This is a genomic window from Thiomicrorhabdus indica (assembly GCF_004293625.1).
GTDB lineage: Bacteria > Pseudomonadota > Gammaproteobacteria > Thiomicrospirales > Thiomicrospiraceae > Thiomicrorhabdus > Thiomicrorhabdus indica.
Genome location: NZ_CP033040.1, coordinates 51,512 through 64,811 on the forward strand (window position 1 = coordinate 51,512; position 13,300 = coordinate 64,811).

Below are 13,300 nucleotides of genomic sequence, written 5' to 3' on the forward strand. Positions count from 1 at the left end.
GCTATTGACACCTCCAAATATGGATAATGACAACCTTTGAACTAATCGCTTACAGGAGCTATGAAAATGGAAGGATTAATTGCCCTAATGATTGGGGTCATGACTGCTGCAGGGGTATTTTTGACCTTACGTGGTCGAACCTTTCCAGTGGTTTTAGGCCTGACGCTACTTGCCTATGCGGTCAATGTATTTTTGTTCGCAATGGGACGGTTACAAACCGGAGTGCCAGCCGTCATTCGAGAGGGCGTCACTCAATACGCAGACCCACTGCCACAAGCTTTGGTATTGACGGCGATTGTCATAGCGTTTGGTATGACGGCATTTCTGATTGTATTGGCACTCAAAGCCCGCTCTGAAATGGGTAATGACCATGTTGATGGTACTCATCAACCGATAGATGAAATAAGCAAAAAACAAAGTTATCACTCGAAACATTAACCCTGTTGGAATTGTTAAGCCAGCGAAGACCTACCGCTGCTCTGAGAAAACCTTATGCAATATTTAATTGAAATTGTCAGCCCACATTTACCCATACTGCCTTTGCTGTTGCCTCTAATGGCTGGCATGCTTGTTTTATTGGTCGCAAATAAAGGCATTACTTGGCAAAGAACCATCAGCCTTGTCGCAACCCTTGGCTTATTTGTCATGGCTATTGCCAGTTTCACCTTCAGTTTAGAAGGCTCGATTCAAATCTACGCGCTGGGTAATTGGCAAGCGCCTTTCGGAATTGTGATGGTCCTCGATCAACTTTCGGCACTCATGTTGGTTTTGGTCGCACTGTTAGCAGTAACCGCCCTATGGTTTGCGATTCGACAAAATATAGATTCTCAAGGTGCGCACTTCCACCCTTTATTTCAAGTCCAACTGTTCGGTTTAAATGGCGCTTTTTTAACGGGTGACCTGTTTAACCTATTCGTCTTCTTTGAGGTCCTGTTGCTTGCTTCTTATGGTTTACTGCTTCACGGCGGTGGACGCCACAAAACCAAAGCAGGCTTGCACTATGTGGTTTTAAACCTGATTGGTTCAACACTGTTTCTGTTTGCTGTCGGTACACTCTACGGCATTCTTGGCACCTTGAATATTGCCGATATGGGTCAACGCATCACTCAACTGGCGACTGAAGATCAAGGTGTAGTAGCCGTCGCAGGTCTGATGTTGCTTTTGGTATTCGGTCTGAAAGCGGCGATGTTCCCTCTCTATCTTTGGTTACCTCATGCCTATTCCCATACCACCGCGCCGGTTGCCGCCCTTTTCGCGATTATGACCAAAGTAGGGCTCTATGCAATTATTCGAGTTCATGGCACCCTATTTGGCGAGCAAGCTGGCGAACTGGCAGGCATTCACACACCTTGGGTGTTAGGACTGGGTCTAATTACTTTAATTATGGCTGCAATGGGTGCTTTGGCGGCTAAATTCTTACGTCAACAAATCGCGTATTTGGTTTTAGCCTCTGTTGCGACACTATTAATAGCCAGTGCATTGCCAGGCGTTGAATCCTTGGCCGCACTGTTGTTCTATCTAATCCATTCGACTTTTATTGCAGCCGGTTTTTTCCTATTGGCCTACTTTATTCTGCAAGGTCGTGGACAAAAAACCGACCAATTGGTGCGTGCCTATTCCATGCCGAACGCCATCTTAATTGGCAGTTTTTTTGTATTTGCAGCGGTTGCCATCAGTGGACTGCCACCACTTTCTGGCTTCTTTGGAAAACTGCTTATCTTGAGTTCAGCCCTAGAGCATCCATTGTTTTTTGGAATTTTAGCGGTGGTTTTGATTTCAGGACTTTTAATGATTATCGCCTTAGCAAAAAGTGGTTCTCAGATTTTCTACCATATCCTCAAAAAAGAAGCCGATCACTCCATTCGCCATTGCAATACGCATGATGGTACTTGCCAGCTTAGCTTAGCTGGCATTGGTTCGGTGGTCATACTGTTTTCTATCTCCGTTTGGCTGGTTGTCTTTGCCCATCCAACACACAAAACCTTGAACTCAGTCGCCCAACAAACCTTGGATAGAACGCAATATCAACAACAAGTATTGAACTTCACACCGATTGCAAACTCACGCAAGGAGCTAGTTGAATGAAAACACTCCTCCCACACCCCATTTTAAGTCTTGTTTTGTGGCTACTTTGGTTGCTGCTGAATAACACTTTCGCGCCAGGACATATGTTGCTAGGTGCTGTTTTAGCGATTATTCTGCCATTCATCACTCGAAGCTTTTGGCCAGAAAATATCCGTATTCAACATCCATTGAAACTATTGAAATTCATCCTGATTGTGCTGTGGGATATTCTGATTGCCAACATTCAAGTAGCGCGTCTAATTCTTGGAAAAAATGACTCCTTGAAATCGACTTTTATTGAAATTCCTTTGGAAATAGAACAACCTATCAGCATTAGTTTGCTTGCCAATACGATTTCCTTGACACCTGGAACGGTGAGCTGTGATGTGAGTGAGGACAAAAAAACCTTAATCGTGCATGCGCTACATAGCCCAAACCCAGAAGAGACCATTTCTGAAATTAAACAGCGCTACGAGCAACCGTTAAAAAAGGTGTTTGAATCATGTTAGAAGTGAGTTTACAAATCGCTATGGTGCTAGTCACCATCGCCATGCTATTGAGCTTTTACCGCCTGCTGAAAGGTCCAAGCAGACTCGACAGAATACTGGCTCTCGACACGCTTTATATCAACAGTATTGCCATCCTAGTGCTTGCTGGACTGGTTTTTTCAAGCCCGCTGTATTTTGAAGCCGCACTATTAATTGCGGTGATGGGGTTTGTAGGAACCGTCGCCTTGAGCAAATACCTGCTTCGCGGCGACATTATGGAATAAGCAAGCAATGGTATAGGCTGAAATAACCGTCGTTGATTGCAAAACAAGAACTTTACCGGCCGGTAAAGTTTAAAACGTTATGAACAACCGAATAAAAAGAGAAGACAGATGAGTATCACGCTAGAAATCTTATTAAGTGTACTGATTTTAATTGGGGCGGTTTTTACACTAATCGGTTCCATTGGACTGGCCAAACTACCCGACTTCTATACCCGACTTCACGGCCCTACCAAAGCCAGCACCTTGGGTGTTGGAGCCATTCTAATTGCTTCAGCGATTTACTTTAGCTTCACTGAAACATTAAGCCTGCATGAATTACTGGTCACACTGTTTTTATTTATCACCGCACCCATTGGTGCACACCTGATGGCGAAAGCAGCGATTCATCTCTCTAAAAAATCACGGCTTTAAGAGTGCAGCTTTATTGTTGAATAAAACATAAGGTTTTTGGCCAAATTTTCATCGTTAAAGTTTTTTGGGGCGCACCCAAGCTTTACTTCCTGTGACCTTTTCCAGATCAAGTGCTACATCTTTAGCCGCTTCTCGATCAGGATAAAGGCCATATACCACCGCAAAACGTTTTTGTTGACCCACTACTTTTTCTTCAATACTTGCTTTAGATAACTCAAATTTATCGATGAACTGAAGCGCAGAACTTTGATCTGACAAGCTAACCAACTGTATTGTAAATTGATCATTACTAGCTGTTTCTAAATTAGGATGAGCCCTTGCTTCATCAATAAGCCCATCTAAATGACTCTTTTGCTGTGGAGCTTCATTCAAATTAATCTCTACGATTTCTTCTGTCATATCAATCGTATTACTGACTTCCAGTGACTCCAGTTCGATTTGCTGAATCGCATTTTTTTGAATTTTACAATGCAAGTTTTCCCTATTTAGCGCGCCACACAAATATTTTGGTTGGTTTAAATCCAAAAATGGTCCTAAGACTAGTTGATATTGGCTTTCAGCTGATTGAGTCAGTAAAACTTCATAAGGAGTTTGGTTAAAGTGTTTAGATAGAAGTTCAGGGAAAAAGCCTCGCAATAGGTTCAAAACCAACTTAGCATTTTTTTCACTGATAAAGGTTCCTAAGTCAATTGCATAGCTGTGCTCTAAACTCTTCGAATCATCCGTATACGCATATTTATCCGCAGGGAATAATTCAAAATTCGCCCCCAATAATAATGTTCCATCACTTCCAATTGAGACAGGAATTGCGCTGCGTGTTTTCAGGTTATTTTTCTTTAAAAAATCGCCTTCAACCGCTAAATGATAATCACCCGGTGGAACCATAGAAAATAGGAAAAAACCATCAAAAGAAGATTTGGTTGTCAGTTTTTCTGTTGTTTTCAAATTGGTCAGCGTTAATGGGACTTGACTCAATTCAGCAGCATTTTCAAATAATTTTTTGGCAACCGTGACAGTTCCTTCAATTTCACCAGCTGTTACAACTGGAATTAACAGGGTTTTAACTAATCCGGGTCTTGGTAAAAAGGATATCCCTTTATTCGAAGGAATCCAAAAAGGATCTTCTAAAGATTCTTTCTCAACTTCAATATCTGTCACCACATTCGATGATAAACCATGAATAAAGGCCTGCCCTTGATCATTAGTCACATCTTTACGGCGAGTTTGCGGACTAGACAATACAGCATTTTCAATTAAAGTTTCGCCTTGATCCAATTTCTGATTATTATTTTTATCTTCAAAGACAATTGCTGAAGCTGCACCCTTGGTTGACATTCGCTCAGATGTTGTAAAAAGTGAATTCGAGATAGGGTCATGACCAAGACCAAAACGTAAACTAAAATCAACTCTTTGATAACCTTCTTCATCCAAGCCTAAACTTAGACTAGAGATAGCATGTTTGTTTAACCAACTAAACGCTAATTTAGCCGTATTGAATTGTTCATTAAAGTCTCGTGTTAAGTTTAAATCCACCGTTAAACCATCACTCAAATATTTCTGAAAAGCGAGATAACCATAGTCAATTTCTGCCTCTGGATCCAACTGATAATCTAACCCCATTCGCATAAATATCTGTTCAATAGTCGTTGAGGCTTGAAAAAATCCTGAAACCTGCTCTGAAAGACTCTCTTCAAGTCGATTCTTCTGGCGGTTATATTTCAAGTTATTCACTAAGCTGACACGACCAAGCTTACCGCCTAAACCGAGTTGTAATTGATCAATCGTTTGCTCAAAATGACTGGTTTGTCTTTGATAAGAAAATGCATAGCGTGCATTACCGAATATTGGCCCATTTAAGCTAAGCTGATGACTTTGCTTCAAACGATAGGTTTCATTAAATGTTCGTTGAAAATCTTTAGACGCAGAACGAAAAGCATAAGTTAGATTATGTGCTGACCCTGCATATAAAGGTCGAGATAAATTCAATGAACTCAATTGTCCTTGGCTTAAATCTTTGAGGACTTGAGCGTTGATTAAGGTGTTTTGCCAAAATAGTCGTATACCAGGTTGGACAAAATCGTGTCGTTTTTGGTCTTCTTCAAAAACATAACTCGCAATATCAAAGGTTACCGATGCCGCCGCACCAATGCCTTTTTCAAAATGAGAGTTAAAACGAGCATGATTTGCATCATAACTATTTTCATCTTCGAACAACACATCTTGAAACGTTTTATTTTGCTGGCTAATAGAAACATCATAAATCAGCTTTCCGCCCACCAATGCAGCGGCATCTAAATTAAAAAGCTCCGTTTTTTCTTCACGTTGACCTTGGGGTCCATAAAAAACTAACCTGAACTCATTCTTCCCAACAAACAATTGCTGATCTAGAAATTCATACTGCCCATTATCTTTGACTTGAGTTGAACCAAGAAAAATGCCATTTCGGTATAGCTCAACTTCCCATCCTGGTTGTTGATAACCAATAATATTGGTCGTTTGGGAGTTGGTAATTCGACCAAATGGTTGATTAGAGATTCTCGCCCCAACTTCATTCACTCCAGAAAGATTATTAATCGTTGTTGGAATGATGTCACCAAACTCTACTTGTGTTGCCTTAAACACACCTAACAAATCAGGTTCCAATGAATTGCGCTCTAGCGTCAGACGGAAATCAATATCACCATTATTTGAATCAAACGAATTATATTGAGTCCCTAAAAAATACCGGCCGGTCATATAAGCTAAATCACCCGCACCCAAAACTGACAATTTGGTCTGATAATTGTCGTCCCTATCATGATTGCCAGAAAGCTGTATATCGGTAAAAACAGGTCCAAATAGCCGGTAAGGTTCATCCGCTCTAGGGAGTTTAGGTTCTAAATTCACTACCGATGTGGAACCTTGACGATTTGCACGCCTAAGACGATTTTGGATGGGTAAACGCTGTTTGGGTGTTAAGGTTAAAGTTAATTGGCGGCTATCTGCATCGGATTCAATTTGAAACCAAGCAAACACTTGACTCAGTGGAAAATAGAGTTTTTGTTGCTCAATTAACCAGTCATTCTCTGAAAATTGATCATTAAATGCATCGCTGACAACTTGATATTCACCTGGAGAAACAGACTCTATGGAAAACAACTTGTCTGGTGAAATAAACCATCCATCTGCCTCAAGCGTTTGCAGTTTACTCTCGGTAATAACAGCATTAATTTCAATCGGAAAATCAAGCAATGCAATAACTTGTTCAATGTCTACCCAAATTTGATTTTGTTTATCTAAAGCCTCTAAGTCACCTAAAATCAAGCCGTCATCCAAACGAACTGAAAAAATCAGTTCTCGATCAGTCGATTGTGTTAATTGCTCTTGAGTGACATATTTACCTGAAACAGGATCATAAAATAAAGAAGAGGCTGTTTCCTGATTTGCAAAAGAGACTGACAATGGCAACATCAAAAATACAAAATGGATTTTTGAAAAAAGCGATTGATATGCGAAACGTTTTTTAAAAATGATATTCATCAACCCTACACACACCTAATAAACAAATTCCGCAGAACCCAGATTTCTATGATTAAGGGCGGCGTCTCCGGTATACACAACTTTATAGATACCTTTTTTTAAAGGTTTCGTGTTTTCTAAAGAAAATCCTACTGATCGACGAATCTTTGTTTCACGGTAAACGGCAATATTGTTTAATTCTGCAATTTTAGTTGGTTGCGTTTCTAAGTTAGGCTGCCAATACAGTGTGGCTTTGCCATTCACACCATAATCGCCTAGTCGTTGAATATCAAACACAACTTTTTGTTTGCCTCCTTCATTAACGATTTTCAACTGACTTAATGAGACTTCTGAATTATAAGCACCACTTCTTACAAAAACTGGAATGGTGAATGACATCAACATATGCAATTTGATTTGAGCAGAATCCTGCATTTGTACCGCTTGTGGATCCGGCAATTCAGTAAACATCAAATGAGTTCGATATTCACCGGCCGGTAAGTTTGCAGGCCTTCTCGCAGCAATTCGAATTTTTTGTACCTCTCCCGGCGCTAACCGAACTTGTCTTGGACTATAACGCAACATATCTTTTGCTGAATGAAGCTGCTTTAAATCCGCAGCGGTTGGTTTAGTAATAATGCCGCCTTTCTCTGTTTGCACAATATCCACTAACCCTAAACGATAGGTTTTGGTTACATTCGAAGAATTGATTAAATTAACGTAGGCTGATCTCTCACGGTCTTCAAATATCACCCGTTTTGGGCTTATCATCAAGTTTGCATAAACTGAGTGGGAAAATAAGAAAAGGAATAAAAAGCCTATGAATGCTAATTTTTTTCTGATCATTTACTTGAATGCCTGTTTGAGTTGTTTGTCATGAATCTTTTAATAATTTATCAATAAACGATAAGGTCGATAATAGATGCCATCGATATAGCCAGCACCGGTACCACTAGAGGTCAAGCTACCAAATACCCGTAACTCATACTGCCCATTAATGTCGGTATTAAAACTCTCCACCTCAAGAACAGGGTCAACCTCAAACTGAGGCGTCGATAAATTTCCCAACTCATGAGAGGTTATAGGACTTGCCGGTTCAAGTGAGACATTCACTAAAAAATTACTAGCAAAGCCGTCAAAGAAAAATATCCCTGGTCGACCAGATTGCATAATCACAATCCCGGAATCAGCAACCGTCCCCAAGTTTGGATCTAAAGCCATCCTTTGAGGTGTTTGATTATTAGTAATGACTATTTCTCCAAACCACAAAGCTTGGGTTTGACGAATCTGCTCTTCGGCTTGGACTGTAAATGGCGTTAAAGGGAGAACCAGAACTAAAAGAATAAGCGTTTTTGTCTGCATTATCGGATTGAAATATTTAATCATCAATAAACCCACACAAAAAAGCTTGTAAAAACTCAATATTATTACTTTTTATTAAGCAATAACATTGAGTAAAGACGCATTTACTGATAATTCGCTACAACGGTAAATGTGCCATTGTAAGTTCCATCTGGAACAGCACCATCAATTGCAGCAGGTAAAGTAATCGTTGCACCCATATTGAATTCTAAATCACCGTTACCATCAGTCGTCAGGGCATCAGAATCACCTGCGGTAAAAGTTCTAAATGAGGCATTCGTTACATCATAAATCGTTGGTGAACCAATTGTTAATGCAGCCGCTGCTGGATTAGCTCCATTTGTTAAAGAGGTCAAGCCAGTCCCTAAATCTGTGGTGACAATAACCGATGCATTAGCGCCCGCACCAGTAATGGTGAACTTGGCAGGGGCCGGTGTCCCACCAATAACTGTAATAGTCGATAACCCATCATTCGTTGCGGTTAATGGGTTAGCAGCACCTTCTAAAGGAGACAAAGCAAGGGTCGCTGTACCACCATTTGTATTATCATCGTTGGCAATAATTTCTCCGAAATTCATATCCGCAGCCTTTACCAAAGTAATTGCACCATTGACAGTCACTGAGGCTTGAGCATTGATAGGCGTATTTGCTTGGGCTGATGTGGTTAAACCAATACCTGCAACCAATGCAATAGCAAGTTTTTGTTTTGAGATAAATTTCATAAAACATTCCTTCTCGTTAAAAGGACAGAATCGTCCATATAACTTTACGACAAAATAATTAAAAAGTTTAATTTTATTGACCTCTTGTAAGAAGTAAGTTTTATGTCTAATTAATGATTTTAATCACATTTTGGGAATACATAATCCCGAGTTCTAGCGTCTTGACACTCTGGTCTTATCGATTTTGAACTTTGATTCGTTTTAATTGAAACGGTTCTAGGAGGCGGTTGATTATTAGAGACAACTTTTTTCAATCGATCTAAATAGGTAATTAATTCATCTAATTCTTTTTCTTTTTGAATCACAGATTCTAATTTTGGCTTCAATCCTTTCCACTCATCCAAAACTTTTTTGGATTGCAAATCTTGACCTAAATTATTTATTTGCCAATCATTTACGGTATCTTTTGCCGTTTCAAACAAGTCTACAGTTTGACTTTTAGGCCAATATTCCCTTGTCTCAGCTTTTTGTTTACGGATAAAAAAGAACTCTGATGGAGAATAAGGTTGTAACTCTGATTCATCTTTAATTTCGAAAAAACGGCTAGGACTGTCCATTGGCTGCTGATAAATTTCTTCTGCTTGAATTCCAACCACCGTTATCTGAGACCAGACAGAGTAAGAAATTAAAGAAAGTGGTATGAATATTAAAACCGACAGTTTTTTCATTTCTATCAAACCTAAATGTTCTAATTTAGTCTAATAAACAAAAAACATACCAATTCAACAGAAGTTAAGAAAGGTTTATTAAGACGTCCATTTCTCGATTTTTCGGCGGTCGCGTTTGGTTGGCCTGCCAGCACCTTTTTCACGATAGCCAACCAATGCCATATCTGGCGAGGGTTTGCGCTGATTTAATACTTCAGAATCGAGTTGATATAAGGCTTGTGCCATTTCAGCCGAACCGCGTTTGTCAGAAATCACCAAAACCGTCACTTCGACTTGACGATGCACTTGCGTAATTTTCAGTTTATCGCCAACCATCAAGGTTTTGCTGGGCTTTGGTTTATGACCGTTGAGTTCGATTTTGCCACCTTTAATGGCATCCAACGCCACCCCACGCGTCTTAAAAAACCTAGCCGCCCAAAGCCACTTATCGACTCTCAGCTTTGTTAATTCTGATTTTTCTCCCAAAACCTATACCCACTCTTTTGGCGCCAGATAATCGTAGATTTTTGCCTCTTCCGTGCCTGGTTCAGGCTGATAACCATATTTCCAAGTCACTTCTGGCGGCATCGACATCAAGATAGATTCTGTTCGACCACCGGTTTGTAGGCCAAAAATAGTGCCACGGTCAAACGCTAAGTTAAACTCTGCATAACGTCCACGGCGATACAATTGGAAATCTTTCTGGCGCTCACCATATTCCATCGCTTTTCGTTTAGCAACAATGGGGCGGTATGCTTTAATGTAGTGATCCCCGACCGATTGCATAAACGCAAAGCACTTTTCAAAATCCCAACCATAAGTTTCTGCGTTTAAGTCATCATAAAACAGTCCGCCAACCCCACGTGTTTCATTGCGGTGTTTTAAGAAAAAGTACTCATCGCACCATTTTTTATACTTTGGATAAATGTCTTCACCAAACGGCTCACAAGCATTTTTAGACTCTTGATGCCAGTGAATAATGTCTTCTTCAAATGGATAATAAGGCGTTAAATCGAAACCGCCACCAAACCACCAAACCGGTTCTTCACCTTCTTTTTCAGCAACAAATAGACGAACATTGGCATGCGAGGTTGGAATATAAGGGTTGCGTGGATGAATCACTAAGGACACACCTAGCGCCTGAAATGACCGGCCGGCTAATTCTGGACGGTTAGCAGTTGCTGATGGCGGCAGTTTTTTACCTTTTACATGGGAAAAGTTCACGCCACCTTTTTCAATAATCTCGCCACCTTCCATGACTCGCGTTCGACCACCACCAGTCAACTGCATGACACCTTCAGCTTTTTCACGCTCCCACTCATCGACAATAAAGTCTTTTGAACCATCTTCCTGTGCTAATTGGGCACAAATGTCATCTTGCAAAGACAATAAATACTGTTTGACTGCTTCAACGTTTACCGCGTTTTCTAAGTGGCTCATTTTATTCATCACCTGAATTACTTTGAAAAAACGCATTTTATCAAATTTAATCCGTAGATTTAGGATTCAAAAATTGATTTAAGCTTGCGAAAATTTCGTATTATGACTGTTTTAAACGCATTTGCTAAATGTGCCGTTAACAATCTAAGGCGCAGTCATTGCTGGAATATTTAAGGAGCTGATATGCAAAAACTGGTTTTAATGAGTCTCATAACAACTTTGACTTTCAGCTCACACGCCTATGCCAACTGGTGGGAAAAAGGCTTAGAGGTGTTGAAAGAATCCACTACTCAAACTGACTCTTCATCACCTGTCGCTGCAAACAGCTCTGTTTTTGGAAATACCGATATCGAAAGTGCTTTCAGAGAAGCCTTATCGATTGGCTCTAAAACAGTCATTGATTCAATTGGTGTTGAAAACGGGTTTAACCTAAACCCAAAAATTCATATTCCTTTACCGAGTTCATTGAAAACCATTCAATCTGGACTGACAAAATTTGGCATGGGTGCCTATGCAGATGAATTGGAACTAACCTTAAACCATGCAGCTGAAGAAGCTTTGCCCGAAACCAAAGCGATTTTTTTAGAAGCCATTAAGAGCATGAGCTTTGAAGATGTTCAACAGCTTTATAAAGGCTCTGATAATTCTGCGACAGAATATCTTAAAAAAACCACCACTCCCGCATTGAAAGAAAAGATAGCACCCATTATCGACAACAAATTAAAGAGCGTAGGAGCCGTCAGTGCTTACGAAGCTCTAACCCAGAGTTATCGACAACAATACCCTTTTTTACCAGACGTTAAAGCAAACTTACAATCGCATGTAATGGATAAAACACTTGAAGGAATGTTTTATTACTTGGGTCAAGAAGAAAGTAAAATACGTCAAGAACCTTTAAAGTACGGTAGCGACCTACTCAAAAAAGTCTTTTCAAAATAATAACTTAGGAATATTATTTATGAAACGTTTGATTAAAATCACCCTGTTAAGCCTGAGTGTTTTGAGTTTAAATGCGTGTGTCAGCCAATCCACAAAAAGTGGCGATGTCGGGATTGAGCGCAAACAGCTGTTATTGGTTTCAGAACAAGAAATGATGCAAGGGGGCGCTCAAGCGTATGCAGGCGTTTTAAATGAAGCCAAGCAAAATAAACAGCTGAACACCGATCCAGTATTAACCAAACGTGTTAGGGCAATTGCTGATCGATTAATTCCTCAAACAGCCATATTTCGGCCGGATGCACCCAAATGGAACTGGGAAGTGAATGTGTTGAAGTCTGATGAACTCAACGCTTGGTGTATGCCAGGCGGCAAGATTGCTTTTTACACCGGAATTATTGAAAAACTTCAACTCACCGATGCTGAAATTGCCGCAATCATGGGCCATGAAATGGCGCATGCATTACGAGAACACTCGCGCGAACGCGCATCAAATCAAATGGTTCAAAACCTAGGTTTGGTAGCGCTCGGCGCACTTGCAGGAGTGGAAGAAAAGTATTTAGGAGCCGCAGCGCTTGCCATGCAAGTCACCTTAACACTTCCAAATAGTCGAACGCATGAAGTAGAAGCGGATCGAATGGGTGTCGAACTCGCTGCTCGTGCCGGATATGATCCTTATGCAGCGGTGACGCTCTGGGAAAAAATGCAAAAACAAAGCGGTGGCGGACAACCCATGGAGTTTTTAAGCACTCACCCAGCGCATGAGAACCGAATTAAAGACTTAAATGTCTATGCTAAACGTGTCTATCCACTTTATTTACAAACAAAAAAATAAGTTTCTTTACTTAAATTTCTTTGGATAAGACTAGCGCAAACGCTTTCTGGTTTGCGCATCCCAAATCTGGGTCGGTTCGGATAATTCTCCTAAAGGCGCATCAATGCAATCAAAACGATTACCGAAATAGTTTTTAACCTCAGCATAACTGCGCGCTGGTTCTTTACCACTTGGGTTAGCACTGGTCGAAACAATTGGTCCATTAAAGGCTTCGCATAACGCCTTTACAGTTGGATGACTCGAAACACGAACCGCTAAGGTCTCACGTCCTCCTGTAACCCATTTTGGCATCGATTGTCTCACAGGTAATACCCAAGTCACCGGACCTGGCCAAGAATCTCTAACTTGTTGTTCCCACGATTCACCACATATACAAACCAAGTCTTCGATTTGTTCAATTGAAGCAGCCGCTAAAATCACCCCTTTTTCGACCGGCCGGTGTTTCACGTGAAGCAATTTCTCAAACGCTTGTTCATTGAAAGGGTCACAACCTAAACCATAAACCGCTTCGGTTGGGTATCCAATAATATTCCCTAAGCGAAGTTGTTGAACCGCATTTTCAATTGAACTAGGCTGCTCCTTACTCATTCGGATTTAACTCTTTTGATAACCA

General features: G+C 40.5%; 15 protein-coding genes. 7 read left to right on the forward strand and 8 right to left on the reverse strand.

Features of this window, described 5'->3' with window-relative positions; translation table 11 throughout:
• The first annotated feature begins 66 nt into the window (after positions 1–66).
• The 5 genes from D9T12_RS00180 (at position 67) to D9T12_RS00200 (ending at position 3,247) form a co-directional block, all read left to right on the forward strand.
• Complete coding sequence (locus D9T12_RS00180; RefSeq protein ID WP_130536278.1) at positions 67–438, forward strand: Na+/H+ antiporter subunit C; 372 nt, start codon at positions 67–69, stop codon at positions 436–438.
• 54 nt (positions 439–492) lie between these two features.
• Positions 493–2,085, forward strand: a complete 1,593-nt coding sequence (locus tag D9T12_RS00185) for a monovalent cation/H+ antiporter subunit D (RefSeq protein WP_130536279.1) — start codon at positions 493–495, stop codon at positions 2,083–2,085.
• Positions 2,082–2,573, forward strand: a complete 492-nt coding sequence (locus tag D9T12_RS00190) for a Na+/H+ antiporter subunit E (RefSeq protein WP_130536280.1) — start codon at positions 2,082–2,084, stop codon at positions 2,571–2,573. Before D9T12_RS00185 ends, D9T12_RS00190 begins: the two co-directional genes overlap by 4 nt.
• Entirely contained in the window at positions 2,567–2,836 is a 270-nt protein-coding gene (locus D9T12_RS00195) for a K+/H+ antiporter subunit F (protein ID WP_130536281.1), read from the forward strand. The genes D9T12_RS00190 and D9T12_RS00195 overlap by 7 nt, the downstream gene beginning before the upstream one ends.
• Positions 2,837–2,944: 108 nt before the next feature.
• Positions 2,945–3,247: a Na+/H+ antiporter subunit G gene (locus D9T12_RS00200; RefSeq protein WP_130536282.1), complete on the forward strand. Its 303-nt coding sequence runs from the start codon at positions 2,945–2,947 to the stop codon at positions 3,245–3,247.
• Positions 3,248–3,301: 54 nt separating this feature from the next.
• Here the strand turns inward: D9T12_RS00200 and D9T12_RS00205 are convergent, their stop codons facing one another.
• From D9T12_RS00205 to hemF, 7 genes are all read right to left on the reverse strand, one after another.
• Positions 3,302–6,766, reverse strand: coding sequence for an SPOR domain-containing protein (locus D9T12_RS00205; protein WP_130536283.1), 3,465 nt, complete (start codon positions 6,764–6,766; stop codon positions 3,302–3,304).
• A 15-nt stretch (positions 6,767–6,781) separates the two neighbouring features.
• Positions 6,782–7,516, reverse strand: a complete 735-nt coding sequence (locus D9T12_RS00210; protein ID WP_165395007.1) for a fimbrial biogenesis chaperone — start codon at positions 7,514–7,516, stop codon at positions 6,782–6,784.
• 114 nt (positions 7,517–7,630) lie between these two features.
• Entirely contained in the window at positions 7,631–8,131 is a 501-nt protein-coding gene (locus tag D9T12_RS00215; protein WP_130536285.1) for a hypothetical protein, read from the reverse strand.
• Positions 8,132–8,211: 80 nt separating this feature from the next.
• Positions 8,212–8,829 carry a DUF4402 domain-containing protein gene (locus D9T12_RS00220; RefSeq protein ID WP_130536286.1) on the reverse strand — a complete coding sequence of 206 codons (618 nt, stop codon included), beginning with the start codon at positions 8,827–8,829 and terminating at the stop codon, positions 8,212–8,214.
• 119 nt (positions 8,830–8,948) lie between these two features.
• Positions 8,949–9,497, reverse strand: a complete 549-nt coding sequence (locus tag D9T12_RS00225; RefSeq protein WP_130536287.1) for a hypothetical protein — start codon at positions 9,495–9,497, stop codon at positions 8,949–8,951.
• Positions 9,498–9,575: 78 nt separating this feature from the next.
• Positions 9,576–9,962 carry an RNA-binding S4 domain-containing protein gene (locus D9T12_RS00230; protein WP_130536288.1) on the reverse strand — a complete coding sequence of 129 codons (387 nt, stop codon included), beginning with the start codon at positions 9,960–9,962 and terminating at the stop codon, positions 9,576–9,578.
• 3 nt (positions 9,963–9,965) lie between these two features.
• On the reverse strand, positions 9,966–10,916 hold the full coding sequence (hemF, locus tag D9T12_RS00235; RefSeq protein ID WP_130536289.1) for an oxygen-dependent coproporphyrinogen oxidase: 951 nt from the start codon (positions 10,914–10,916) through the stop codon (positions 9,966–9,968).
• A 183-nt stretch (positions 10,917–11,099) separates the two neighbouring features.
• Between hemF and D9T12_RS00240 the strand changes: the two genes are divergently transcribed.
• On the forward strand, positions 11,100–11,855 hold the full coding sequence (locus D9T12_RS00240) for a DUF4197 domain-containing protein (protein WP_130536290.1): 756 nt from the start codon (positions 11,100–11,102) through the stop codon (positions 11,853–11,855).
• Positions 11,856–11,874: 19 nt separating this feature from the next.
• Positions 11,875–12,687, forward strand: a complete 813-nt coding sequence (locus tag D9T12_RS00245) for a M48 family metallopeptidase (protein ID WP_130536291.1) — start codon at positions 11,875–11,877, stop codon at positions 12,685–12,687.
• A 30-nt stretch (positions 12,688–12,717) separates the two neighbouring features.
• On the opposite strand, the gene tsaC is transcribed toward D9T12_RS00245, so the two are convergent.
• Positions 12,718–13,275: an L-threonylcarbamoyladenylate synthase type 1 TsaC gene (tsaC, locus tag D9T12_RS00250; RefSeq protein WP_130536292.1), complete on the reverse strand. Its 558-nt coding sequence runs from the start codon at positions 13,273–13,275 to the stop codon at positions 12,718–12,720.
• Positions 13,276–13,300: the final 25 nt, after the last annotated feature.